Origin of the sequence: Micromonospora sp. WMMD964 (assembly GCF_029581455.1) — a bacterium.
Classification (GTDB): Bacteria; Actinomycetota; Actinomycetes; order Mycobacteriales; family Micromonosporaceae; genus Micromonospora.
Map to the genome: position 1 here is coordinate 4541779 of NZ_CP120860.1, position 23841 is coordinate 4565619.

The following is a 23841-nucleotide window of genomic DNA, read 5'->3' on the forward strand; positions in this document are numbered from 1 at the left end:
TTTCCGTGACGTTCGTCAGCCGAGGTCGACCAGCAGGGGGCGGTGGTCGGAGATGGTGGACGGCGGGGCGGTGACGGCGCGTACCGGTGGGAGCTGCTGGAGGGCGTGCCGGTCGGCGAGGACGTGGTCGAGTTGGACGCGGGGTTGCCCGGCGGGGTAGGTGGGGCGGCGGCCCAGCGGGTGCCAGCCGGAGACGAGTCGGGCCGCGCCGGCGGGCAGGTTGAGGTCGCCGAGCAGGACGCGGGGGGCGGGCAACGCGCGCAGGGCGCGGATCGTCTGGCGGAGTTGGCGGGCGTTCCAGCCGGGCACGAAGGACAGGTGGGTCGCGGCGACGGTGAGCGGGCCGTGTGGGGTGTCCAGGACGGCGGCGAGGACGACGCGGGGTTCGTCGTGCAGCAGGATCAGGCCGCCGCGGGGGCCGGGTACGTAGACCGGTGAGCGGACGGGGGCGGGCTTGAGTCGGGTGACGTGCCAGCTGCGGACGGGGTGTCGGCTGACCAGCCCGATGCCGTAGCAGGGTTCGCCGTGTCCGTCGTCGTCGTGGCGGAGGGGGCGGAAGTGTTCGCCGGGGGTGCCGACGACGGCGGCGGCGAAGCGGTGGTGTGGTGCGTCGAGGGAGCGGGCGGCGATGGCGGTGAGGTCGAGGTTGCCGCTGCGGTGTTGGTCGCGGTCGACCTCCTGCAGGGCGAGCACGTCGGCGTCGAGGGCGCCGACGGCGGCGGCGAGTCGGTCGGGGTCGACGAGCCCGTCGGTGAGGGATCGTCCGTGCAGCAGGTTGAAGGTGGCCAGGCGCACTCCTGCACCTTACGTGCCCGTGGGATGGTTGCCGGGTGGTGAAGGTGTTGCTGTGTTCGATGGTGGTGTTCGTGGCGGTGGGTGCGTTGGGGGTGTGGTTGCGGCGTATGCGGGGTCGCTGAGCGGTGAGTTCTCCCACTCGGGGGGCCGGTCGGGCGCGTCGGGTGGCGAGAATTGCGACCCGTGGACGCCGTGACGCTGAGTACTCTGCTGGCCGCCGCCGCGATGGCGGGATGGGTCGATGCCGTCGTCGGCGGTGGTGGGTTGCTGCTGTTGCCGGCGTTGTTGGTGGCCGCCCCCGGGTTGCCGGTGGCCACCGCGTTGGGCACGAACAAGTTGGCGGCGATCTTCGGTACGTCCACGGCGGCGGCGACGTACGCCCGGCGGACGAAGGTGGATTGGCGGGTGGCGGGGCCGGCGGCCGGGTTGGCGGTGCTCAGCGCGGGTGTGGGCGCGGCGTTGGCCGGGGCGGTGCCGGCGTCGGCGTACCGGCCGGTGGTGTTGGTGGTGCTGGTGGCGGTGGCGGTGTTCGTGCTGGTGCGTCCCCGGATGGGCGTGGTGGCGGTGCCGGCGAAGCGGACTCCGGTGCGGGTGGGTGTGGTGGTCGCGCTGGCCGGGGTGGGTATCGCCCTGTACGACGGGATGATCGGTCCGGGCACCGGCACGTTCCTGGTGTTGGCGTTCACGACTGTCGTCGGCGCGGACTTCGTGCACGGTTCGGCGATGGCGAAGGTCGTCAACGCGGGCACGAACCTGGGTGCGTTGGTGGTGTTCGGGGTGACCGGGCACGTGTGGTGGCTGCTGGGCGCGGGGATGGCGGTGTGCAACATCGCCGGTGCGGTGCTGGGTGCGCGGATGGCGTTGCGCCGGGGGTCGGGGTTCGTGCGGGTGGTGCTGCTGGTGGTGGTGCTGGCGTTGGTGGCGAAGCTCGGCCACGACCAGTGGGTGGCCCGGTGACGGTGCGCTGACCCGCTGCCGCCGGTCGTCGCCGCGCCGGCCGGGGCCGCCCGGCGCCGCCGACAGCGACTGACGGGACCGCCCGGCAGGCGTGCCAGTCGGATCAGCGCAGGCGGATCAGCGGCGGCGGCTGGGTGAGTCGAAGCGACCGGCGCGGATCTCGCGCAGGGCCCGGCGGCGGATGTCACCGCGCAGCGTGTCGACGTAGAGGGTGCCGCGCAGGTGGTCGGTCTCGTGTTGCAGGGCGCGGGCGAGGAAGCCGCTGCCGGAGATGGTCAACGGTTCGCCGTTCTGGTCGACGCCGTATGCGGTGGCGTGCAGGGCCCGCACGGTCGGGAAGTACAGCCCGGGGATGGACAGGCAGCCCTCCTCGTCGTCCTGGAGTTCGTCGGACAGTTCGAGGGTGGGGTTGATCAGGTGCCCGCGGTGCCCGTCGGCGTCGTAGACGAACACCTGGGCGCTGACGCCGATCTGCGGTGCGGCGACACCGGCGCGGCCGGGCTCGCCGAGCAGGGTGTCCATCAGGTCGGTGACGAGGGACCGCAGCTCGGCGTCGAAGGTGGTGACCGGCTCGCATTCGGTACGCAGGACGGGGTCGCCGATGATCCGGATGGGCCGCATGGTCATGACCGGCAGCTTATCGCCGTCGGCGGCGGAGTCAGCGTCCGGCCAGGGTGGCGCGGATCGGCGCGACCTTCGCCGCGGCCTCGGCGACCTCGGCGGCCGGGTCGCTGTCCCAGGTGATGCCGCCGCCGGCCCAGGTGTGCAGGTGGCGACCGTCGGCGGCGGCGGTGCGGATGGTCAGGCCGAGGTCCACGCGGCCGCGGGCGACCCAGCCCAGCGCGCCCATGCTGGCACCCCGGCCGACCGGTTCGAGGGCGTTGATCTGGGTCAGGGCGGCGAGTTTCGGGGCGCCGGTGACGGACCCGCCGGGGCAGGTGGCGCGCAGCAGGTCGGCGAGGCCGAGGCCGTCGGCGGCGACGGCCCGTACCGTCGACTCGGCCTGCCACAGGTCGCACCAGCGGCGGACGGTGAACAGGTCGTCGACGGTGACGGTGCCGGTGCGGGCGATGCGGGCGAGGTCGTTGCGTTCCAGGTCGACGATCATGACGTGTTCGGCGCGTTCCTTCGCGCTGGCGAGGAGTTCGGCGCGGCCGGCGGCGGTGGCCGGGCGGGTGCCCTTGATCGGTCGGGTGATGAGGTACCCGTCGGTGACCTCGATGAGGGTCTCCGGGGAGGCGCAGCCGATGGCCCAGCCGTCGCCGGTGAGCACACCGCCGTAGCGGGCGCCGGGCAATCCGCCGAGGCGGCGCAGCGCGGGCAGCGGGTCACCGATGTAGGGGGCGGCGGCGTGCCCGACGACATTGGTCTGGTAGACGTCGCCACGACCGATGGCGGCGCGCACGCGCGTGACCGCGTCGGCGTGCTGCCGGGGCGTCCAGCTCTCGGCCCACTCGCCGAGCCACCACGTCGACGCGGGCGGGCCGAGCGGGTTGGCCGTCGGCGGGCGGTGCTCGTAGACGACGACGGCGAGGTCGGGCAGCGTCGGCGCGGGTTCGGGTGCCGTGCTGGGCGCACCGGCCAGGTGCGCGCCGGCGGCGGCGGACAGGTAGAGCGTCGCCCCGCAGACCCCGCTGCCGTGGTGGTGCGCGGTGGCCGGGCGGGTCAGGTCGTGCAGGGGCAGGCCGTGCGCGGCGAGGAACTCCTCGGCCAAAGCCGCGGGGTCGCCTCCGTCGCCGAGGCGCCACTGCAGGCGGGCACGTTCGGTGAGCGCGCCTCGGCACGCGGCCGGGCCCGCCGGGACATCGACGAACGCCGCCGGGTCGCGGTGCGCGGCCGAGACAGCCGGGTCGCGGTGCGCGACGGAGCCGGCCGGGTCGCGGTGCGCGACGGAGCCGGCCGGATCGCGGCGCGCGACGGAGCCGGCCGGGTCGCGGCGCGCGACGGATACCTGTGGGAGCGTTTCCACGCCGTACGGTTCGACCTTCCTCATCCGTTCAGTGGATTTCCGGCGCGACAGACGGACACCTGCTCGATGCCGGACACTTTCGCTTGGTACTGTGCGTCACTGGTCATGTGAACCATGACACAGTGCCCCCACAGTCCGGAGAACCCGATGTGCCAGCACCAACCGACCTGCCCCTCCGCTGAAGCCACCGACCGGGAAGCCGCGCGAGTCCTCGCCTGCTTCCGTGAGCAGGGCTGGAGCCTGCTCTGCAATGGTGTCATCGTCTTCGAGGACACTGGCGAGCTGCTCCCCGACGGCAGCAGCATCGCACCGCACCGCGGCCCCGCCCGCCACGCCCTCGTGGCCTGACCGACCACTCAGCGTCACCGAATAGCCGCGATCGGCCCGGTCGTTCCCCGGGTCGCAGCGGCTGCCGGGGCGGCTCGCAACCGCCCGCCCCGGCACGCCCGTCGCCCAACTCAGTCCTCGAACGCCTCCGGCGACGGGCACGAGCAGACCAGGTTCCGGTCGCCGTACGCGCCGTCGATGCGCCGCACCGGCGGCCAGTACTTCCCGGCCCGGTCCACCCCGGCCGGGTACGCGCCCACCGACCGCGGGTACGCGTGCGGCCACTCGTCACCGCTGACCATCGCCGCGGTGTGCGGCGCGTTCGCCAGGGGGTTGTCCCCCGCCGGCCACTGCCCCGAGGCGACCTGCTCGATCTCCGCGCGGATCGCGATCATCGCGTCGCAGAACCGGTCCAGCTCGGCCAGGTCCTCGCTCTCGGTCGGCTCCACCATCAGCGTCCCCGCGACGGGGAACGACATCGTCGGCGCGTGGAAGCCGTAGTCGATCAGCCGCTTCGCCACGTCGTCCACCGTCACCCCGGTGGCCTTCGTCAGCGGCCGCAGGTCGAGGATGCACTCGTGCGCCACCAGGCCCTTGTTGCCGGCGTACAGCACCGGGAAGTGCCCCCGCAGACGCGCCGCCACGTAGTTCGCCGCGAGGACCGCCACACCGGTCGCCCGGGTCAGGCCCTCGGCGCCCATCATCCGCAGGTACGCCCACGGGATCGGCAGGATCCCCGCCGACCCGTACTTCGCCGCCGAGATCGCCGGCGTCGCGTCCGCGTGCGCGCCCAACGGGTCACCGGGCAGGAACGGCGCCAGGTGCGCGCGTACCGCCACCGGCCCGACGCCGGGCCCACCGCCGCCGTGCGGGATGCAGAACGTCTTGTGCAGGTTCAGGTGCGACACGTCCGCCCCGAACTTACCCGGCTTCGCGAAGCCGACCAGGGCGTTGAGGTTCGCCCCGTCGACGTACACCTGACCGCCGGCGTCGTGGACCTTCGCGCACAGCGACGCGATGCCCGTCTCGTACACGCCGTGCGTCGACGGGTACGTCACCATGATCGCGGCGAGCGCGTCCCGGTGCTTGTCGATCTTCGCGTCCAGGTCGACCAGGTCGACGTTGCCGTCGTCGTCGCAGGCCACCACGACGACCCGCATGCCGGCCATCACCGCCGACGCCGCGTTCGTGCCGTGCGCCGACGACGGGATCAGGCACACGTCGCGGTGCGTGTCGCCCCGCGACGCGTGGTAGGAGCGGATCGCCAGCAGCCCGGCCAGCTCACCCTGCGAACCCGCGTTGGGCTGCACGCTGACCGCGTCGTAGCCGGTCACCTCGGCCAGCCACGACTCCAACTGGCCGATCATCTCCCGGTACCCGACGGTCTGGTCGTCCGGCGCGAACGGGTGGATGTGCGCGAACTCCGCCCAGGAGACCGGCTCCATCTCGGTGGTCGCGTTCAGCTTCATCGTGCAGGACCCGAGCGGGATCATGCCCCGGTCCAGGGCGTAGTCGAAGTCCGACAGCCGCCGCAGGTAGCGCAGCATCGCCGTCTCCGAGTGGTGGCTGCGGAACACCGGGTGGGTCAGGAACTCGGTGGTGCGGGCCAGGTCGACCGGCAGGGTGGCGTCCACGTCGCCGTCGAACGCGGCCACACCGAACGCCTCCCACACCAGGGCCAGGTGCGCCAGGGTGGTCGTCTCGTCGCAGGACACACCCACCCGGTCGGCGTCGACCAGCCGCAGGTTCACGCCCCGCTGCGCGGCGGCCGCGACGACAGCCGCCGCCCGTCCCGGCACCCGCGCGGTGACGGTGTCGAAGAACGCGACGTCCGCGACGTCCACGCCACCGGCGCGCAGCCCGGCCGCGAGCCGCGCCGCCATCGCATGGGTACGCGACGCGATGTCCCGCAACCCGTCCGGGCCGTGGTAGACGGCGTACATGCCGGCCATCACCGCGAGGAGCACCTGCGCGGTGCAGATGTTGCTGGTCGCCTTCTCCCGCCGGATGTGCTGCTCCCGGGTCTGCAACGCCAACCGGTACGCCGGGTTGCCGTCCGCGTCGCGCGACACCCCGACCAGACGCCCGGGCAGCATCCGCTCCAGGCCCGCGCGCACCGCCAGGTAACCGGCGTGCGGCCCACCGAATCCCATGGGTACGCCGAAACGCTGGGTGGTGCCGGCGGCGATGTCCGCCCCGATCTGCCCCGGCGCCCGCAGCAGCGTCAACGCCAACAGGTCCGCGGCGACGGTGACCAGCGCCCCCACCGCGTGCGCGGCCTCGACCAGGCCCGCGTGGTCGCGGACCGCCCCGGACGCCCCCGGGTACTGCAGGTGCAGACCGAAGAACTCCGCCGGCAACTCGTCGGCATCGACGTCGAGGACCCGCACATCGATGCCCAGCGGCTGCGCCCGGCTGGTGATGACCGCGATGGTCTGCGGCAGGGCGTCGGCGTCGACCACGTACACCGGGCTCTTGCTCTTGGACGCGCGGCGCGCGAGAGTCATCGCCTCCGCCGCCGCGGTGCCCTCGTCGAGCATGGAGGCGTTCGCGGTGGCCAACCCGGTCAGGTCGGTGACCATCGTCTGGAAGTTCAGCAGCGCCTCCAGGCGGCCCTGGCTGATCTCCGGCTGGTACGGCGTGTACGCCGTGTACCAGGCCGGGTCCTCGAGGACGTTGCGGCGGATCACCGCCGGGGTGTGCGTGCCGTGGTACCCCAGGCCGATCATGGAGACGGCGACGGTGTTACGGGCCGCCAGGGCCCGCAGCTCGGCGATCGTCTCGGCCTCGGTGGCCGGGTCCGGCAGGTCGAGGGTGCCGTGCCAGCGGATCACCTCGGGGATCGCGGCGTCCATCAGCTCGTCGATCGAGTCGTGCCCGACGACCTCCAACATCCGACGCTCGTCGTCGGGGCCGGGACCGATGTGACGGGTGGCGAACTGCTCTACGGTCATGGGTGGCGCTCCCGGGGCGAGGTCGACGTGTCGGCCTCCCCCTCTGTCACACCCACGAGCGGCGCTCCACAGTGCCTGCCCACGAGGTCCTTTTGCCTGAGAGGTTCCGGGGAGGATTTGCCCCTTCGGCGCCGCCCTGCGTGCTGTCGGGCGGTCTCTCCCACGTGGGTGTTACCGGCACCGACAACGCTACCAGCGCCGGTGTTACCGCCAGATGTCCTACCCCCGGCCCGTGCCGGTCACCCCGCCGCCGGTCACACCCCGACGGTCGCCGCGCTGCCGCTGACCCGCGCGGCCAACTCCGGCAACACCGCACCCAGCGGCGCGTCGACGCACACCCGGGCGTGCCCGTCACCACGGGTCGGCCCCTGGTTGACGATCGCCACCGGGATGCCCTGTTTCGCCGCCCGAATCACGAAACGCCGCCCGGACATCACCGTCAACGACGACCCCAGCACCAGCAACGACCGGGCCTGCTCCACGGCCGCGAAGCACCGCGCCACCCGCTGCGCCGGCACCGTCTCGCCGAAGAACACCACGTCCGGCTTCAACATGCCGGTGCCGCAGATCCCGCAGTCCACCGTCCGGAACGCCGCCACCTGCTCATCGGGGAGATCCACATCACCGTCCGGGTTGACCGCGGCGACCCGGGCCGTGAAATCCGGGTTCGCCTCGCGCAACCGGCGGTCCAACTCCTCCCGGGAGGTCAGGTTGCCGCAGTCCAGGCACGTCACCTCGTCCAGGCGGCCATGCAACTCGATCACCGACGTGCTGCCCGCCGCACCGTGCAGACCGTCGACGTTCTGGGTGATCACCGTGTCGACCAGACCGGCCCGCTGCAACCCGGCCACCGCCCGGTGCCCGTCGTTCGGCGCCGCGCCGGCGATCAACCGCCACCCCAGGTGGCTACGCGCCCAGTACCGCCGCCGGGCCACCGGATCCCGGGTGAACGCCTGGTACGTCATCGGCGTGTGCCGCCGCGCCACCCCACTCGGGCCCCGGTAGTCCGGGATGCCCGACTCGGTGGACAGGCCCGCACCGCTGAGCACCACCACCCCACCCCCGGCCACCAGCGAGGTCAACGCGTCGAGACTCTCCATCACCCCTCCATGCTGCCTCAACCCGCCACCCACCGCCGAACCCCGCAGAGGTCCGGCGGTGGACGTGCCGCGCCGTCAACCCGGCGACGACGTCGGCCGAACCCGCACGGGCCCGGCGGCGGGAAGCAACCGCGCCGCCTACCCGGCGACGACGTCGGCGACGACGCAGGCGATGTTGTCCGGCGCCCCCTGCGCCCGCGCCGACTCGACCAACGCCCGCACCGTCTGCTCCGGGTCGGTGGGCGCGGCCAACGCCGACCGCACCGCCTCCCGGTCGACGACCGCGGACAACCCGTCCGAGCACAGCAGGTACCGGTCACCCGGCCGCGCGGTCCGCAGCGCCAGGTCAACCTCGACCTGCGCCCCGGCGCCGAGGGCGCGGACCAACAACGCCCGCTGCGGATGCACCGCGGCCTCGGCACTGTCGAGCCGCCCCTGATCCACCTGCGCCCGCACCCAGGTGTGATCCTGCGTGAGCAGCGACAACTCACCATCGCGCAGCAGATACGCCCGGGTGTCACCGACGTGCGCGAGGGCCAACTGGGAACCGCTGCGCAGCATCACGGTCAACGTGGTGCCCGGCTGGTCGTCGCCGGTCGCCAACCCGCGCACACTCCGGTCGGCGTCGGCGACCGCGGCGGCGAGAATCGCCACCAGGTCCACGGCCGGTGAATCCACCAGCGCCAACGGGGTGAGCGCCTCGATCGCGGCGGCGCTGGCGGCAGCACCGCGCGGCCCCCGGATGCCGTCGGCGACGGCCCACAACCGGTCACCGGCATACACGGCGTCCTCGTTGCTGTCGCGCACCAACCCCGTGTCACAACAGGCGGCGTAGCGGACGACGACCGCCGTACTCGGATCGGACATGGTGGTACCCCCCTCGGACAGGTGGTCCACGAGGAGGGTCGCGAGCCGGGCGCGCGCCGCCGTGTCAGCGGTGACCCGCCGCCAGTACGCGGTGACCGCCTCGGCCGCCGCCGCCGGATCCAACCCACACACGACACGGATCGTCGCCAACGGCATACCGATGCCCCGCAGCCGCGCGACCAACCGGGCCGACGGCACCTGCGCCGGGTCGTAGAGCCGATACCCGGACTCCGCGTCGACAGCGGCCGGCGGCACAAGCCCCACCTGGTCGTACAGGCGCAACGCCTTCGGCGTCAGACCCGCCGCCTGCGCGAACGCCCCGATGGTCATGAGCCCCACGTCGACAACCTCCTCGCACCGGCCACGGTGACCGGCACACCCCAGGTTGAGCCTTCCCCGAAGGTCAAGGTCAAGCCCACTGCGGCGGCTCCCACACCGCCGGTAGGTTGAACGCATGCGTGTCGTCATCGCCGGAGGCCACGGCAAGATCGCCCTGCTGCTGCACCGTCGCCTCGCCGAACGCGGCGACACCCCGGTCGGGCTGATCCGCAACCCCGCGCAGACCGAGACGGTACGCGCCGCCGGCGCCACACCCGTCGTCTGCGACCTGGAACACACCACGGTCACCGCACTCGCCGAACACCTCACCGACGCCGACGCGGTGATCTTCGCCGCGGGCGCCGGCCCCGGCAGCGGCGCCGCCCGCAAGGACACCGTCGACCGGGCCGCCGCCGCGCTCCTCGCCGACGCCGCCACCCGCGCCGGTGTCCGCCGCTACCTGCTCGTCTCCTCGATGGGCGTGGACGACCCACCAGCAGCCGGCACCGACGACGTGTGGGCGGCGTACCTGCGCGCCAAACGCGCCGCCGAGGACGACCTCCGCGACCGCGACCTGGACTGGACGGTGCTGCGACCCGGCCGCCTCACCGACGACCCGCCCACCGCCGCCGTCACCCTCACCCGGCACGCCGGACGCGGCGCGATCAGCCGCGCCGATGTCGCCCACGTCCTCGCCGCGCTCCTCGACGAACCACGCACCACCGGCACGACCCTGGAAGTCGTCGCCGGGCCCACCCCGATCGCCGACGCCGTCCGCGCCGCCACCACCTGAGTGGGCCCCGCGCGGTCAGCGCTGCTGGTGTCGAGGCAACGCCGACCGGCCCGCCGTCGCACCGGCGGCGAACGGTGCCCCCGGCGTCTCCGCCGCGATCCGGTCCATCGTGCGCGCCAGATGCTCACTGCCGTCGTCGAGATGCCGCGCCGCCGCCTGCATGTGCGACACCATCATCTCGCCGAAGATCCGCAACGCCTCCCGGGTCGCCACCGTGTCGTCGAAGCTCGGCCCCGCGGCGCTGCGGTACTCCGCCACCGCCCGCTCCGCCTCCTGCTTCGCCTCCGCCTCCGCGGCATGCATGTAGCTCTCGTACTGCACCCGGGCGTACTCGGCGACCCGACGCGCGTAGTCGTGCGCCTGCGCGATGATCTGCTCCGCCTCACGCTGCGCCGCGGACAGCAGGTTCACCTCCCGCGCCGCCGGGACCTTCGCCGCCGCCCCCGTACTCGGAATCACCCCGTGCCGGTGCAGCTCCACCCGGTCGTTGAGCCGCTCGTTCTCCGCCCGCAACGTCGCGATCTGCGTCGCCAACAGGTCCAGCTCGTCGGCCACCTGCATCCGGAACCGGTCCACGTCCGCGTTGTCGTACCCACGCCGGGCGAACGACGCCGACCCGAACTCCCACCGCCGGACCCGATCGGCGGTCATCCGCACCTGCACACCGCCGGAAATCTGCACACCGTCATACCGGCTGATCGGGGTCGCGCTCACCTGTTCCCGCCTCCGTCCGCGACTACGGGACCCGCAAGCTCACTCCGCGCGCTCACCTGAGCCCACCTCCCGAAGTGTCACCGGCGGTCGTCTCCTGCACCGCCGTCCGCCAGGCCGAGCCGTACCACTGCGAACCCAGGCCCTCGTGATGTACCTGACCCGGGTGGAAACCCGCCTGGACCAACGTCTGCACCGCGTGCGAAACCATCTCGTCCGACCCACACACGAACACGTGCCGGGAACGCCAGTCACCGTCGGCCAACGCCCGATCCACCGCCTGCACGAACTCCCCCGGCCGGTGCACGTCGGCACCCACCACGTACGTCACCGTCAACCACGGGTGCGACGCCGCCAACTTGTCGATCGCCTCACTGTCGTAGAGCTCACTACGCGAACGAGCCCCCACGTACAGGTCCACCCGACGGCGGGAACCCTCCGCCGCCACCTGCTCCACCAACGCCTTCACCGGCGCCCACCCCGTGCCCGACACCAACAGCAGCAGGTCACTCGAACCCGCCGACCACAACGACAGCCGGTCCCCCACCGGCGCCGCCAGGTGGATCCGATCACCCACCGCCGACCCGTACACCAACCGCGACGACACCGCGCCACCCGGCGCGGCCCGCACGTGCAACTCCAACGTGCCGTCCGCACGCGGCGCGTTCGCCGGTGAGTAGTACCGCCACGACCGCACCGACGGGTGCGACACCCCCACCGACTGGCCGGGGGTGAACGGCAACAGATACTGCGGGCGCACCGTCAACACCGCCACGTCGAACGCCCGCCGCTCATGCGCCACGATCTCCGCCACCCACCACGGCGGATTCACCGCCTCGGCGGCCTGCGCGGCCTCCGTCATCACCTGCGCGACCAACCCGTACGCGGCCGTCCAGTCCGCCGCCAACTCGTCGGTCCACTGCTCGGCGAGGAAATGCTGCAACGTCGCCACCAGCGCCTCACCGACAGCCGGGTAGTGCTCCGCGCGGACCGCGAACTTGCGGTGATCGGCGCCGAGATCCTGCAGGAAACCCACCAGGTGCTCGACCTGGTCCACGTTGGACACGATGTGACCCAACGCGGTCACCAGCCGGTCCCGCTGCCCGGCCATGTTCGTGGGGAACATCTGCCGCGTCTCGGGATGCGCCAGGAACAACGTGGAGTAGAAGTAGAGCGGCACCTGATCACCGTGCGCGGCGACCAGCGACCAGCTCTGCTTGAGTCGGGCCGCGTCCACGCTCAGGCGCCCGACCGGTTTTCGCGGGCCACCACCTGGTCCTGCACCTGCCCCAGCACCGTCTGCACATCAGCCAGGATGTCCGCCGGCACACCCAGCTCGGTCAGCGTCACCGTCAGGTGCTCACCCACCTTCGCGTAGTGCTCCACCGGAATGTTCAACGGCTGGTGCGCCTCGGCCAACCCACGACCCGCGTACTCGTTGGGACCACCCAACACCGTGGTCAACATCAACGTCAGATGCCGCCGCTGACCCACCATGTCCACATCGGCGAAGTAACCAGCCAACTCCGGGTCCACGAGCACCTTGTCGTAGAACAGCTCGACCGCCGCCTTGACCGAACTGGCACCACCAATGCGGTCGTAGTGCGAAGCGGGAGCAGTCTCTTCCGTAACCGTCACGGTCGTTCCTCCGGGGGGTGAAGGGTCCAGAACCGTCAGGGACCATAGCGTGTCAAACGCCTCCGGTCAGCGCCCCCGTATCGGATTCCCGACAGAGCGCTGACACGCTCCGTCACCACTACCCGCAGGTAAATCCACAATCGGCCACCACGACGACACACACCGTATCCACAATGGACCGCACACACCCACCGACCCCTGCCACCGTCACCGAGGGTCGCGAGAAAACCAACCGGAAAAAGACCGGGAAATGGGAACGCTCAGCCAGCCCGCCGACGCGCCCGCCGGGCCGCCAACTCGTCACCCACCGGATCCGAATCGGACGCCACCGCCGGCTCCACCGGGCCACTCGCCGCCGGCTCCGCCGGCAGATGCGACAACGACCCCTGGATCTCCTTGAAAGCCCCACCGATCGCGATCCCGAAAACGCCCTGGCCCCCCTGCAACAGGTCGACCACCTCCTCCGGAGACCGGCACTCATACACGGTCGTCCCATCAGAGATCAGCGTGATCCCCGCCAGATCCTCCACACCACGCGACCGCAACGCCTCGATCGCCTTACGGATGTTCTGCAGGGACACCCCCGCATCCAACAACCGCTTCACGACCTTCAACACCACCAGGTCCCGGAACGAATACAACCGCTGCGTCCCCGAACCCGAGGCGTCACGAACGCTCGGCACCACAAGCGTCGTCCGCGCCCAGTAATCCAACTGCCGGTAACTGATGCCCACCGCGTGGCAGGCCGTCACACCCCGGTAGCCAACCGAACCCTCACCCTCGACCGCCGCCTGCGGCGACGAGGCACCCGGCCCATCCCACTCTCGACCCGGATCGGAATCCTGCGGCTCGTGCATCCGGACAACCTCCCCGTCAGTGCGGCGACGCGTCGTTTCCGGGACGCGCACCCCTCGACACGGCAACCCTATAGCCACCTTCAGGGGTTACCACGGAGGAACCGACGCGACACGCCGCGCAGCCACCGAGAAGATCACCAACCGCACCATCGGGGCGTCACCGACCGTGACACCCCGGACGCGAAGCCCACCTCAGCCCGCGAAATCCTCCGGACGCACCTGGTCCAGGAACTCGCGGAACTTCTCCACCTCGTCCTCCTGCTCGTCAGGGATAACGATCCCCGCCTCGCTGAGGACCTGCTCCGAACAACGAATCGGCGCACCGACACGCAACGCCAACGCGATCGAATCGCTCGGCCGCGCCGACACCCGCACCCCGTCACCGATCAACAGATCCGCGTAGAACACGTTCTCCTTGAGCTCGGTGATCTCCACCGCCTGCAAGGGCGCCTTCAACGCCGCCAACACATCCCGCAGAAGATCGTGAGTCAACGGCCGGGCCGGCTTGACCCCCTGCTGCTCGTAAGCGATAGCCGTCGCCTCGACCGCACCGATCCAGATCGGCAGATAGCGGTCCCCCTCGACCTCCCTGAGCAGGACGATCGGCTGGTTGCTAGGCAGCTCCACCCGAACTCCGACCACGCTCAGCTCGCGCACCGCCGCCTCCGTGTCGTTGTCACCTACGCCGCACCGCGCCCTTCCCTGCACGGTACACGGACCGCGACACGGCCGTCCCATGCGCTACAGCACCACGCCCGCGCCGGAAAGGGGTTACCCCGGCAAGCCTACGGCACGCTTCCCGGCAGAGATCTTTCCGCTCAGCCACCACCCACCGGACACCGTCAACGACCCAACGTCGACCGCAGACCCACCCGCACCAACGCCGCGTGCAACTGCTCCGACAACGCCACCAACTCCCGCGCCGTCTCCGCCGCCCGCGCCCGCGCCGCCGGATCACTCTGCCGCACCAACGGCGCCACCAACTGTGCGAACAGACCAACCTCACGGTCCGCCGCCGTCCGATAACCCCGCAGGTGCCGCGGCTCCAACCCGTACGACGCCAAACCCGCCACCGCCGACGCGATGATCAACGCATCCGCGTCATACCAACCCGGCGGATCCGACACCAACACACCGAGCCGCTCCAACTCCACCAACGTCGACTCGTCGATCCCACTGCGCGCCACGAGATCCGCCCGGCCGAGCCGCACCTGCGACGACTCGGCCGGCTCCGACTCACGACCCGGCACCTCGCCATCGGGACCGACAGCCACCAACGCGGGCCGCGACCTCTCCGGCTGCTTACCGGACGAATCCCACTGCGCCAACTGCTCACGGATCACCCGCAACGGCAGATACCGGTCCCGCTGCGCGGTCAACACGAACCGCAACCGCGCCACATCGTCCCAGCTGTACTTCCGGTAACCCGCCGCCGTCCGCTGCGGCTCGACCAGCCCTTCGGCCTCGAGGAACCGCAACTTCGAAATCGTGGTGTCCGGGAAATCCACCCGCAACTGCCCGAGCACCTCACCGATGCTCATCAGCGGCTGAGACCGGGCCGCACCGGGTGACGTGGAGGCCGCAGGCTCGTTCACCCCCGGCCGGCCTCCTCCTCCGGGCGCGGACCGGCGATGAACACCACCCGGAACTTACCGATCTGAACCTCGTCACCATTGCTCAACGTGGCCGCCTCGACACGCTCACGATTCACGTACGTGCCATTCAGGCTACCCACGTCCCGCACCGTGAACGTCCCACCGTCACGGTGGAACTCCGCGTGCCGACGCGACACCGTCACGTCATCGAGGAAGATGTCACTGTCCGGATGCCGGCCACTGGTCGTCACATCGTGGTCCAACAAGAACCGGGCACCCGCATTCGGGCCTCGACGAACCACCAGCAGCGCCATACCTGGCGGCAGCGAACCGGACATCCGGCTCGGCACCACATCGGTGTCCGGCCCCTCCAGCACTTCGTCGAGCGAACCGAGATTGAGCGTCGAAGTGACGTCGAGCGGGGGGAACTCGTCGTCTGGCCGCGTCATGGGACCACCTCACGGATCTGTTCGGTCGGCGTCGGGTAATGGCGGGTCTGGCCGCCGGGCACGTGAACACCCGGCGGCTGGCTCCCCGTGCCCGGGAAGGCAATTCCGCAACGCTCAACTATTTGGGTTCTCGGTCGACTGGGCGAGCCTAGCCAGCGCCGAAATGCAGGGCAACCGGACGCGCGCAGACAGCCCACGCGCCGGAACAAGCTCACTCAGCCTTCGGTGATCTTCTGATACGCGGCCGCCGTCAGCAACCCATCCGTCGCCGTCGGATCATTCGGCGTGATCTCCACCAACCAACCCGCACCATACGGATCAGTGTTGATCAGCTCAGGCGTGTCACCCAACGCCTCGTTACGGGCCGCGACCGTACCCGCGACCGGCGCGTAGATCTCCGACACACTCTTGGTCGACTCGATCTCACCCAACGAGTCACCGGCCGCGACCACCGCACCCGCCTCGGGCAACTGCACGTACACGATGTCACCCAACGCGTCCTGCGCGAAGTGCGTGATGCCGACCCGGATCACACCCGTGCCGTCACCCGCCACCCACTCATGCTCGGCGGTGTATCGCAGATCCTCAGGAATCACCAGACGCGTCCTTCATCCATCGGTGCCCCGGACCACCCGGGTCCGGCGCGGCCGCGCCGGTCAGGAGACCGGACGGGCGTGTTCCAACTTGATCGGCACGTGCAGCGCCGAAACCTCGGCAACCTCACGCTCCCCAAACGTCACGTTACCGCCGCCACCCCGGACCGACGCCACCACCCCACCAGGAATGTTCAACGCCGTACGCATCGTCGCCGGATCACCGATCACCGTGATCGTGTACGGGCCCGTCAACCGACGCCCCTCCACCACCAACGACCCGTTGTCCCCATCGAGGAAGTACGTCGACGCGATGATCCGCACCGTCGCCCGGTCACCACCCGCGATCTGCATCGCCTCCGCGCCCGCGCCCCGCAACTCCTGCACCGCGTCCAACACCCGGTTCGCCGTGATCGGCTTGACACCCGAATCGAACTGCACCGTCAGGCCCGGACCCACCGCCGGCAACGTCCCTGCCAGGATCCCCAACTCGTCCGCCCGCCGCGTCGCCTCGTCCAACGCCGCCTGACGACCCTGCTCACCCGACCGCAACTGCCGCTGACTGTCCTCCAGAGCGCGGATGTCCTGCTGAAGACGGTTCTCCCGCGCATCCAGATCCGACAGAATCCGGACCAGGTCCTCCTGCCGCGTCGCCCCCAACGTCGGGTCCGTCGACGTCGTCTTCAACTGCACGACCAACGTGAAACCCAACAACACCAGCAACGCGACGATCATCACCCCGGCCGTGGTCAACCGGGACCGGCCGGCCACCACCGGCGCGGACTCCCCCACCGGCTCCGCCGACCCGTCCGAACCCGACACCGGCTCCCCCGACCGCGGCATCGCGCTCAGGTCCACCGTCGCGCCGTCGTCGACCGGCTCCACCACAGCCTCGTCACCCGACGCCGGCTTCGGCTCGCCAGGCTCCTCCTGCGGCGCCAACGGACTCAACTCGTCCGGATCCGGCGCATCCGGCCGCGGATCCGGCTCACCCGCCGGCCCACCCGGCCGCGCCGGACCCGCCGGCTGCGGCCACCCCGTGCCCGTGTCCGTCTGCTCGTCACTCATCGCAACCAACCTACGCCCGGAACAGGTGCCGGCGGATCGCCGCCACGTTGCCGAAGATACGAACACCCAGCACGACGACCACACCGGTGGACAACTGCCCGCCCACCCCCAACTGGTCACCCAGATACACGATCAGACCGGCGACCAGCACGTTCGAGATGAACGACACCACGAACTGCTTGTCGTCGAAGATGCGGTCCAACCTCGCCCGCACCCCACCGAACACCGCGTCCAACGCGGCCACCACCGCGATCGGCAGGTACGGCTGCAACGCCGCCGGCACCGTGGGATCAAGCCACACACCGAGCACCACCCCGGCGAGCAACGCCAGCACCGCGATCATCGGCCACCTCCGGAGGGGCTAACGGTCGTCGTCGGACCGGACGACCCGGGACTGCCGGACCGGACACCCGACGCGGAAGGGCTCGGACTGACCGACGGCTTGGCGTAGCGTAGCTGCGGCTCCGGAGCCGCCGGCAGGGTGAGGTCGTCCGACTCCCGCACCCCGAACGACAACCCGGTCTTCTGCGACACCTCCCGCATCAGCGCCGCGTTGCGACTGTCCTCGAACTTGCGCCGCATCGAACCCGGCCCGATCGCCGACACCTCGTACGGCCCGGTCACCGGCCGGAAATCCACCAACATCGCCTCACCCGCCGACCGGATCGTCGACGTCGACGTCAACCGCTGCCCGTTGATGGCGATCGCCTCCGCGCCGGCACTCCACAACGCGTTGGCCACCCCCTGCAGATCGCTGTAGAGCACCCGCGGCGGGCCGGCACCAGCACCGGTCACCGCGTCCGCGTTGTCCGGCGCGTCAGCCAACCGCACCACCACACCGTCACCACGCACCCGACCCAGCCCCGTGCTCGCCTCCAGGTTGCGCAACCGCGCCGCCGCCGAACCGCTCAACGCCGCGTCCCGCTGCCGGCTGACCTCCTCGCGCAGCTGGTCCGCCCGCGTGGACAACCGGTCGGTCTGACTCTCCCGCTCCTTGATCTGCGTCACCAGCCCGGAACGGGCCTGGCTGCGCCCCGGCTCGTCCTCCATCGTCTGCCGGTACGCGACAGCGAACAGGAAACCGAGCATCACCACCACGACCAGGCTGACCGACCGCGACGACCAGCCCCGCCACCCCCGCACCGGCCCGGACGCCGCCGACTGCCGACGGGCAGCCGCCGCGTCCGCGTACCCCGGATCAAGCGGGTTGCGGAACAGCTCGGTGAGGAAGTCCGGCGCGTACACCCGGTCCTGGCCGGGCTTCCCGAGCCGCGGCGCGCTCACGCCGCCGCCCCCGGGCCGCGGGCCGCGCGCACCAACCGCGCCGCCTGGACGACGTACATCGCGCCGGCCACCCAGTAGAGCACCAACCCCCACCAGGCCAGCCCCCAGCCGATCGCGGCCGTCGCCGTCGCCCCGGCGCTCCACTCGGTGGCCAACAGCAGCACCGGGAACGCCGCGAGCAGCAGGAACGTGGCGGTCTTGCCCACGTAGTGCACCGGCGGCGGCCCGTAGCCGTAGCGACGCAGCACCGCCAGCGAACCGAGCAGGAGCAGCTCGCGGGCCAGTAGGGCCGCGGTGAACTGCCACGGCACGATCTCGCGGGCGGTGAAGGCGATCAGGGTGGCGAGGATGTAGAGCCGGTCGGCGAGGGGGTCGAGCAACTCACCGAGGCGGCTCACCTGGTGCAGGCGGCGGGCGATCCAACCGTCGACCCAGTCGGTGGTGCCGCCGATGGCGAGCACGACGATCGCCGCGACGTCGGCCCGGGTGACCAGGAACAGGTAGAGGAACAGCGGGACACCCAGCAGCCGCCCGAAGCTGATCAGGTTGGGCAGGGTGAGCACCTGGTTGCCGGGGGTCTGGTCACCGGTGTCCGGCGGTTGCTCTGCCCGAGCCGGCCGACGCGACACCGATCCTCCTCCACGGCACGCGGGGCCCCGGCCGACGTCTGGCGTGGCTGAGGGGCGTACGCGTTGTCGGGCCGGCCACCGCCGGCTCCCCCTGCTGCGGCCCCGGGCGGGGCCCCTCCCCTGACACGGCCCGCGATCTCGAGATCGCGGGCCGGTACGTGCGCTGTCACTATATCGGGCTTCCGCCGAGCTCCCGGTGCCGCCGCGTGCCGTCCGGTGCGGCTTTGCCGCACTGTGGCCTGGATCACCACGCGTAGAGCGTCCTAGGACACTAGTGGAAGCCGGGCCGTGTTCACGCCGTCTGCACCGCCGGGTCGACCTGCGGCTCGGGTGCCGGCTGCTTCGCCGCGCGGGCGAACCCGACCAACGCCAGCAGCAGATCGTGCTGCGTCCGCGTCGGCATCCGGTCCAACACCGCCTGCACCGCACGCTGCCGCCGCGCGGCCAACTCCTCCAACAGGGTCAACGCCGCCGGAGTCGGCACCAGCCGCACCTCGCGCCGGTCGCGGGGATCGGCCACCCGGCGCAACAGCCCGGTCGCCTCCAGGCGGTCACACAGACGGCTCGCCGACGAGGGCACCACGTCCAGCAACTCCGCCAACCCGTTGACGTTCGTCTCCGGCCGGCTGCTGATCAGCGTCAGCACCCGCAACTGGGTCGGCGGCAACTGGTGGCGCGACGCGGCCGAGTCGAGGACGGCGATCAACGCCTCGGCAGCCGCGGTGATCGCCGCGGCGAGATCCGCAGGTCGCTCCACCCGATGTCCCCTGCCGTCGTCGCGCTGCTGGCCGCCCGGCGAAACGGCGGCCCTCACCCGCTGCCCCGCTCCCGCGGACCGCGCCAGTCCAGACAGACCACGACAGCGTCGTCGCGCAGATCAGACTCCGCGTGATAAGCGTGCAGCTCGCGCATCACCGTACCAACCGCCTCGGCCGCCGGCTGCAACCGTGTGGCGCGAAGGGAACGCGCCATCACGCGCTGCCCGTACGGCTCCCGCCCCGGCGGCTCGGCGGCCCACACCCCGTCACTGACCACGAAGAGGCGGTCACCCGGTTCGAGGTGCAACTCCTGCACCTCGTAACGGGTCTCGGCGAACATCCCCAGCGGCAGCTGCTGGTCCAGCTTGATCTGCTCCACCACGGGCCCCCGCATCCGCAGCAGGTGCGGGGAGCCGGCGTCGACCGCCCGTACCTGACCGGTGCGCGTGTCCACCTCCAGCAGCAGGGTGGCCACGTACCGCTGGCCCCGGTGCTGGTAGAAGACGGTGTCCGAGGCCAGCTCGGCCTGCTCCACGAGGCCGCCGCCGGACCGACGCGCGTTGCGCATCGCGTTGACCGTGACCGACGTCAGCATCGACGCGGCCAGACCACTGCCCTCGCCGTTGAGCACCGTCAGGGTGAGACGGTCACCGTCCAGGGACCAGTCGAAGTGGTCACCACCCACTGTGTACGCCGGCTCGAGCTGACCGGCCAGGTCGAACGCCCGATGCGCCACGCTACGACCGGGCAGCAGGTCCCACTGCATCTCGGCGGCCATCGTGAGCCGCTCCCGGCGGCGTGCCCGCCGGTAACGGTCGGTCTCCCGGTCCGCCGCCCGCATCGCGACCGCCAGGGCGCCGGCGACGTCCGTCGCGCGGCCGGTGACCGCCGGACCGGGCACCTCGGGAAGCTCGATCAGCAGCACACCCAGCCGCTCCCCCCACACCGTCAACGGCAGGTACAGGCGGCACGGACCCTCGCCGTCGCGCACCGGCTGCTGGCTGCTGAAACAGCGCTGCGCCATGGTGTGACAGGCCAGGAAACCCGCCGCCGGCAGGTCCGGATCCAGCAGCGGCCACAGCCCGCTGATCCGGTAGTCGGCGACGAACACGTCGGTGCGCAGCGCACCCATCGTCGACCGGATCACCCGGTCCGCCGCCTCCGCCAGTTGGTCGGGCGGGGCGTCGCGCAGCGCGCGCGACACCACGTCCGGCGCGTCCACCATGGTCGTCCTCTCGAGAAGCTTGCTACAGGGCAAGCATCATACGGACGCCCCCGGACGCCGAATCCGCGCGGTCAGTCGCCGCCCCGGGTCGCCAGCGCGCCGTGGAACGCGTCGGGCACCCGCGGCGGTGGACCCTCCGGTCGCCAGTCGGTGACCGGGACGATCCCGTCCTCCGTCGGCGCCCAACGACCCAGCAGGGGCGCGAACGCCGCCGGCGGACGCATCCGGAACCGCGGCCCCATCATCGCCAGGGCCTGCGGGTGACCCGCCAACTCCTCGGTGTCGAAGTCCACGGCGAGCAGACTGCCCGGCGCCGCGGCGGCATACAACTCGTCGAGCGTGCGGGTCAGCGTGTCGTCGTCGAGGAACGCGGCGAGCCCGAGGAAGACCACCCCGACCGGCCGTCGCCCCCAGCCCGGCACGAAGCGGTGCAGCTGCGCCGGGTCGATCGTGCCGATGTCGGTCGCGTCACCGAAGCCGTAGCCGGCCCGGTCGCTGCCGGCGAGGATGCTCTGCCCCAGCCGGATGGTGACCGGGTCGACGTCGGTGTAGAGCACCGTCGCGTCGGTGGCGACCTCGTGCACGTTGCCCCTCGTGGGCACCCCGGCGCCGAACACCAGGAAACCGTCCACGCCCTGCCCGGCCATCGCCCGCACCGCCCGGCCCAGGAACGCCCGCAGCTCCCGGAACACCGGTGCGCACGGCCCGTACGCCTGCTCGAACGCGCTCGCGGCGGCCACGTCGACCGGGAAGTGGTGCTCCCCACCGAGCCAAAAGTCGATCATCCGCGCGGTGCTCGGCTGATCTGGTCCACCCATCGACGACGCCCCCTCCCCGGCCGGTCGTCGCCAGCGTACCGACAGCGACGCGCTCGGCGGTATCGCGACGCGGAGGCGTCCGGGCCCGCGATACTGGCCGCGACGGGAGGTGGGCGGTGAACTCGGCGAACAACGCGGCGGTGGTGGTCGGCGTGGACGGCTCGGAGCCGGCGCTGCGGGCCGTCCGCCTCGCCGCCACCGAAGCCGCGCGCCGGCACCGACCACTGCGGGTCGTGCACGGCTTCATCTGGCCGCTGCTGCACGTGCCGATCGCCCCCGCCCCCGGTGCGCCACCGGGCGGTGGGCTCCGCCACGGGGCCGAGGAACTGGTCAAGGCCGCAGTGTCCGAGGCCGAGGCGACAGCACCCGGGCTGTCGATCAGCGGCGAGATCATCGACGGCGAGGCAGCCGCCGTACTCGTGCGTGAGTCCACCACCGCGGCGCTCATCGTGCTCGGCGACCGTGGCCTGGGCGGCTTCTCCGCGCTGGTGGTCGGGTCGGTCGCGGTGCAGGTGGCCGCGTACGCCGACTGCCCGGTGCTGGTGGCCCGCGGCGCGCAACGACCCGACGAGCCGGTGCTGGCCGCGGTGGACGGGTCGGAGGCCGCCCGCGTCGCCGTCGACTTCGCCGCCGAGACCGCCGTGTCCCGGGGTGTGCCACTGGTCGCGGTGCACGCCTACCGGCACCCCGGCAGCAGCGGCCCCGGCGACATGCAACCCCTGGTGTACGACGACGCGAAGCTGCACGCCGAGCAGGAGCGGATGCTCGCCGGGTGGCTGACCGGCCTGACCGAGCGCCACCCGACGGTACGACTCACCTGCCGGGCCGTGCGCGGACGCGCGGGCAGCGTGCTCGCCGACGAGTCCCGCTCCGCCCAACTGGTGGTGGTGGGTGGGCAGGGGCGCGGAGAGGTGTCCGGGTTGCTGCTGGGGTCGGTGAGCCAGTCGTTGCTGCACCACGCGCAGTGCCCGGTCGCGGTGGTCCGCGGGCCGCACTAAGGCGGCCCTGTGGTTCGCGGGCCGCACCAGCGCGGCGGCCGTCTGGTCCGCGGGCCGCGCCGGCACGGGGTTGGCCCGGCGGCAGACGGGTAGACGGCCGCCGTACGCCCAGACCGCCGACGAAGGAGGCAGCAGATGCCAGGACCACGGCCGGGCAGTAACGCGTACGACAAGCAGCGGGCGCGGTTGCGCAACGCCATCGACGACTCCGGACGCCGGGTGCCCGACGGCAAGGCCAACCAGGTCGCGAACCGGATCCTGCAGGAGGATCGCGGCCAACGGGGCGTGGTGCGCGGTGACCGCACGTACGGCCCGAAGAGTGAGCGCGAACCGGGCGACCCGAAGTGAGAAGGGTCGACGTGGCCGACGGCGCCATCGCGGGCGCCGTCGGGAGCACCGCGTTGAACGTGGTGAGCTACCTCGACATGGCGCTTCGGGGACGTCCGGAGAGCGACGTGCCGCAGGAGACCGTCGACAAGCTGGCCGGCATCGCCCACGTGGATCTGGGGTCCGGGGACCGGAGGGCCAACCGCCGCTCCGGCCTCGGGCCCCTGATCGGTTACGGGCTGGGTATCGCCGCGGGTGTCGCGTTCGCGCTCTACGCGGGCGACCGGCGGCAACCACTGCCGGTGGCGACCGGTCTGCTCGGCGCCGGTGTGATGACGATGACGGACGGGTCGATCACCGCGCTGGGGATCAGTGACCCGCGCACCTGGCGGCGCTCCGACTGGATCTCCGACATCATCCCGCACCTCGCGTACGGACTGACGGCCGCCGCCACCTGGAACAGGCTGCGGCGGCCGTCCGGTCGCGGTCGCTGATCAACGGGTGTCGCTGTCGTCCTCGGCCACGGGTTCACCGGCCGGGCCGTACGGCGACACCTGGCCCTTGGGCACCGGTCGACCGGCGTCGCCGCGCGACGTGCCACGGTTGGCCGGGTGCCCGCCCGGGGCGGGGCCCTTGTTGTCCTGGCTGGTCGCGCCCAGCGCGTTGCGGCGGAGCTCCTGCTGCTGCGGGTTCGTCACGGGTGTCTCCCTTCCGGGTACGGCAGGCGGCATCGACCGCCTCCACCGTCGGCATACCCGCCCGCCCCGGGGGCATTCCGGCCCCGGGCGTCGGCGGGACGGCTAGCCGGCCC

The 23841-nt window shown here is 71.8% G+C and carries 28 protein-coding genes and 1 riboswitch; of the genes, 6 read left to right on the top strand and 22 right to left on the bottom strand.

Annotated features, from left to right (window positions below):
- Positions 1–15 precede the first annotated feature (15 nt).
- Entirely contained in the window at positions 16–795 is a 780-nt protein-coding gene (locus tag O7616_RS20925; RefSeq protein WP_282303544.1) for an endonuclease/exonuclease/phosphatase family protein, read from the bottom strand.
- Positions 796–978: 183 nt separating this feature from the next.
- On the opposite strand from O7616_RS20925, the gene O7616_RS20930 reads away from it, so the two are divergent.
- Entirely contained in the window at positions 979–1752 is a 774-nt protein-coding gene (locus O7616_RS20930) for a TSUP family transporter (RefSeq protein ID WP_282259456.1), read from the top strand.
- A gap of 117 nt (positions 1753–1869) precedes the next feature.
- Here the strand turns inward: O7616_RS20930 and def are convergent, their stop codons facing one another.
- Together def and O7616_RS20940 are read right to left on the bottom strand one after the other, a co-directional pair.
- On the bottom strand, positions 1870–2379 hold the full coding sequence (gene def, locus O7616_RS20935) for a peptide deformylase (RefSeq protein ID WP_282303545.1): 510 nt from the start codon (positions 2377–2379) through the stop codon (positions 1870–1872).
- Between the two features lie 31 nt (positions 2380–2410).
- Entirely contained in the window at positions 2411–3745 is a 1335-nt protein-coding gene (locus O7616_RS20940) for a chorismate-binding protein (RefSeq protein ID WP_282303546.1), read from the bottom strand.
- A 123-nt stretch (positions 3746–3868) separates the two neighbouring features.
- On the opposite strand from O7616_RS20940, the gene O7616_RS20945 reads away from it, so the two are divergent.
- Positions 3869–4069, top strand: coding sequence for a DUF5999 family protein (locus O7616_RS20945; RefSeq protein ID WP_007460326.1), 201 nt, complete (start codon positions 3869–3871; stop codon positions 4067–4069).
- Positions 4070–4179: 110 nt separating this feature from the next.
- On the opposite strand, the gene gcvP is transcribed toward O7616_RS20945, so the two are convergent.
- The 3 genes from gcvP to O7616_RS20960 all read right to left on the bottom strand — a co-directional run bounded on the left by gcvP (position 4180) and on the right by O7616_RS20960 (position 9308).
- Positions 4180–7002, bottom strand: coding sequence for an aminomethyl-transferring glycine dehydrogenase (gene gcvP / locus O7616_RS20950; protein WP_282303547.1), 2823 nt, complete (start codon positions 7000–7002; stop codon positions 4180–4182).
- Between the two features lie 74 nt (positions 7003–7076).
- Positions 7077–7175, bottom strand: a riboswitch (glycine riboswitch).
- Positions 7176–7256: 81 nt separating this feature from the next.
- The gene (locus O7616_RS20955; RefSeq protein ID WP_282303548.1) at positions 7257–8102 is read right to left on the bottom strand and encodes an NAD-dependent protein deacetylase; all 846 of its coding nucleotides are present in this window, start codon (positions 8100–8102) and stop codon (positions 7257–7259) included.
- Positions 8103–8240: 138 nt separating this feature from the next.
- On the bottom strand, positions 8241–9308 hold the full coding sequence (locus O7616_RS20960) for a MerR family transcriptional regulator (RefSeq protein ID WP_282303549.1): 1068 nt from the start codon (positions 9306–9308) through the stop codon (positions 8241–8243).
- Between the two features lie 115 nt (positions 9309–9423).
- Here O7616_RS20960 and O7616_RS20965 point away from each other — a divergent pair, with 115 nt between their 5' ends.
- The gene (locus tag O7616_RS20965) at positions 9424–10080 is read left to right on the top strand and encodes an NAD(P)H-binding protein (protein ID WP_282303550.1); all 657 of its coding nucleotides are present in this window, start codon (positions 9424–9426) and stop codon (positions 10078–10080) included.
- Between the two features lie 15 nt (positions 10081–10095).
- Here the strand turns inward: O7616_RS20965 and O7616_RS20970 are convergent, their stop codons facing one another.
- The 15 genes from O7616_RS20970 to O7616_RS21040 form a co-directional block, all read right to left on the bottom strand.
- On the bottom strand, positions 10096–10794 hold the full coding sequence (locus O7616_RS20970; RefSeq protein ID WP_282259449.1) for a cell division protein DivIVA: 699 nt from the start codon (positions 10792–10794) through the stop codon (positions 10096–10098).
- 52 nt (positions 10795–10846) lie between these two features.
- Positions 10847–12028 (bottom strand): globin domain-containing protein, encoded by a 1182-nt coding sequence (locus O7616_RS20975; RefSeq protein WP_282259447.1) that lies wholly within the window; start codon positions 12026–12028, stop codon positions 10847–10849.
- Between the two features lie 2 nt (positions 12029–12030).
- The gene (locus O7616_RS20980; RefSeq protein ID WP_282259445.1) at positions 12031–12429 is read right to left on the bottom strand and encodes a group 1 truncated hemoglobin; all 399 of its coding nucleotides are present in this window, start codon (positions 12427–12429) and stop codon (positions 12031–12033) included.
- A 260-nt stretch (positions 12430–12689) separates the two neighbouring features.
- A complete protein-coding gene (locus tag O7616_RS20985) occupies positions 12690–13286 on the bottom strand; it encodes a MerR family transcriptional regulator (protein WP_282259444.1) in 597 nt (198 codons plus the stop codon).
- A gap of 192 nt (positions 13287–13478) precedes the next feature.
- A complete protein-coding gene (locus tag O7616_RS20990; protein ID WP_088989552.1) occupies positions 13479–13943 on the bottom strand; it encodes a bifunctional nuclease family protein in 465 nt (154 codons plus the stop codon).
- Between the two features lie 185 nt (positions 13944–14128).
- Positions 14129–14827: a MerR family transcriptional regulator gene (locus O7616_RS20995; protein ID WP_282303551.1), complete on the bottom strand. Its 699-nt coding sequence runs from the start codon at positions 14825–14827 to the stop codon at positions 14129–14131.
- 50 nt (positions 14828–14877) lie between these two features.
- Positions 14878–15330, bottom strand: coding sequence for an FHA domain-containing protein (locus tag O7616_RS21000; RefSeq protein ID WP_007071101.1), 453 nt, complete (start codon positions 15328–15330; stop codon positions 14878–14880).
- A gap of 215 nt (positions 15331–15545) precedes the next feature.
- Positions 15546–15926: a glycine cleavage system protein GcvH gene (gcvH, locus tag O7616_RS21005; RefSeq protein ID WP_282303552.1), complete on the bottom strand. Its 381-nt coding sequence runs from the start codon at positions 15924–15926 to the stop codon at positions 15546–15548.
- Positions 15927–15986: 60 nt separating this feature from the next.
- Entirely contained in the window at positions 15987–16991 is a 1005-nt protein-coding gene (locus O7616_RS21010) for a DUF881 domain-containing protein (RefSeq protein WP_282303553.1), read from the bottom strand.
- Positions 16992–17001: 10 nt separating this feature from the next.
- Positions 17002–17334, bottom strand: a complete 333-nt coding sequence (locus O7616_RS21015; protein ID WP_030327710.1) for a small basic family protein — start codon at positions 17332–17334, stop codon at positions 17002–17004.
- Positions 17331–18275 carry a DUF881 domain-containing protein gene (locus O7616_RS21020; protein ID WP_282259441.1) on the bottom strand — a complete coding sequence of 315 codons (945 nt, stop codon included), beginning with the start codon at positions 18273–18275 and terminating at the stop codon, positions 17331–17333. The genes O7616_RS21015 and O7616_RS21020 overlap by 4 nt, the downstream gene beginning before the upstream one ends.
- Positions 18272–18904 (bottom strand): CDP-alcohol phosphatidyltransferase family protein, encoded by a 633-nt coding sequence (locus O7616_RS21025; RefSeq protein WP_282303554.1) that lies wholly within the window; start codon positions 18902–18904, stop codon positions 18272–18274. The genes O7616_RS21020 and O7616_RS21025 overlap by 4 nt, the downstream gene beginning before the upstream one ends.
- A gap of 292 nt (positions 18905–19196) precedes the next feature.
- On the bottom strand, positions 19197–19661 hold the full coding sequence (locus O7616_RS21030; RefSeq protein ID WP_282303555.1) for a MarR family transcriptional regulator: 465 nt from the start codon (positions 19659–19661) through the stop codon (positions 19197–19199).
- A gap of 53 nt (positions 19662–19714) precedes the next feature.
- A complete protein-coding gene (locus O7616_RS21035) occupies positions 19715–20887 on the bottom strand; it encodes a PP2C family protein-serine/threonine phosphatase (protein ID WP_282303556.1) in 1173 nt (390 codons plus the stop codon).
- Positions 20888–20958: 71 nt separating this feature from the next.
- A complete protein-coding gene (locus tag O7616_RS21040; protein WP_282303557.1) occupies positions 20959–21705 on the bottom strand; it encodes an SAM-dependent methyltransferase in 747 nt (248 codons plus the stop codon).
- A 116-nt stretch (positions 21706–21821) separates the two neighbouring features.
- Here O7616_RS21040 and O7616_RS21045 point away from each other — a divergent pair, with 116 nt between their 5' ends.
- The 3 genes from O7616_RS21045 (at position 21822) to O7616_RS21055 (ending at position 23524) form a co-directional block, all read left to right on the top strand.
- Positions 21822–22703 (top strand): universal stress protein, encoded by an 882-nt coding sequence (locus O7616_RS21045; RefSeq protein ID WP_282303558.1) that lies wholly within the window; start codon positions 21822–21824, stop codon positions 22701–22703.
- Between the two features lie 135 nt (positions 22704–22838).
- On the top strand, positions 22839–23051 hold the full coding sequence (locus O7616_RS21050; RefSeq protein WP_088989541.1) for a phosphatidylethanolamine-binding protein: 213 nt from the start codon (positions 22839–22841) through the stop codon (positions 23049–23051).
- Entirely contained in the window at positions 23048–23524 is a 477-nt protein-coding gene (locus O7616_RS21055; RefSeq protein ID WP_282259435.1) for a hypothetical protein, read from the top strand. The genes O7616_RS21050 and O7616_RS21055 overlap by 4 nt, the downstream gene beginning before the upstream one ends.
- On the opposite strand, the gene O7616_RS21060 is transcribed toward O7616_RS21055, so the two are convergent.
- On the bottom strand, positions 23525–23728 hold the full coding sequence (locus O7616_RS21060) for a hypothetical protein (protein ID WP_278146074.1): 204 nt from the start codon (positions 23726–23728) through the stop codon (positions 23525–23527).
- Between the last annotated feature and the right edge of the window lie 113 nt (positions 23729–23841).

Bases quoted from the DNA above. Each gene is read 5' to 3' on its own strand.
- def (WP_282303545.1), bottom strand. From the start codon at position 2,379: ATGACCATGCGGCCCATCCGGATCATCGGCGACCCCGTCCTGCGTACC.
- O7616_RS20940 (WP_282303546.1), bottom strand. From the start codon at position 3,745: ATGAGGAAGGTCGAACCGTACGGCGTGGAAACGCTCCCACAGGTATCC.
- O7616_RS20945 (WP_007460326.1), top strand. From the start codon at position 3,869: ATGTGCCAGCACCAACCGACCTGCCCCTCCGCTGAAGCCACCGACCGG.
- gcvP (WP_282303547.1), bottom strand. From the start codon at position 7,002: ATGACCGTAGAGCAGTTCGCCACCCGTCACATCGGTCCCGGCCCCGAC.
- O7616_RS20955 (WP_282303548.1), bottom strand. From the start codon at position 8,102: ATGGAGAGTCTCGACGCGTTGACCTCGCTGGTGGCCGGGGGTGGGGTG.
- O7616_RS20965 (WP_282303550.1), top strand. From the start codon at position 9,424: ATGCGTGTCGTCATCGCCGGAGGCCACGGCAAGATCGCCCTGCTGCTG.
- O7616_RS20985 (WP_282259444.1), bottom strand. From the start codon at position 13,286: ATGCACGAGCCGCAGGATTCCGATCCGGGTCGAGAGTGGGATGGGCCG.
- O7616_RS20995 (WP_282303551.1), bottom strand. From the start codon at position 14,827: ATGAGCATCGGTGAGGTGCTCGGGCAGTTGCGGGTGGATTTCCCGGAC.
- O7616_RS21000 (WP_007071101.1), bottom strand. From the start codon at position 15,330: ATGACGCGGCCAGACGACGAGTTCCCCCCGCTCGACGTCACTTCGACG.
- O7616_RS21010 (WP_282303553.1), bottom strand. From the start codon at position 16,991: ATGAGTGACGAGCAGACGGACACGGGCACGGGGTGGCCGCAGCCGGCG.
- O7616_RS21015 (WP_030327710.1), bottom strand. From the start codon at position 17,334: ATGATCGCGGTGCTGGCGTTGCTCGCCGGGGTGGTGCTCGGTGTGTGG.
- O7616_RS21035 (WP_282303556.1), bottom strand. From the start codon at position 20,887: ATGGTGGACGCGCCGGACGTGGTGTCGCGCGCGCTGCGCGACGCCCCG.
- O7616_RS21040 (WP_282303557.1), bottom strand. From the start codon at position 21,705: ATGGGTGGACCAGATCAGCCGAGCACCGCGCGGATGATCGACTTTTGG.
- O7616_RS21050 (WP_088989541.1), top strand. From the start codon at position 22,839: ATGCCAGGACCACGGCCGGGCAGTAACGCGTACGACAAGCAGCGGGCG.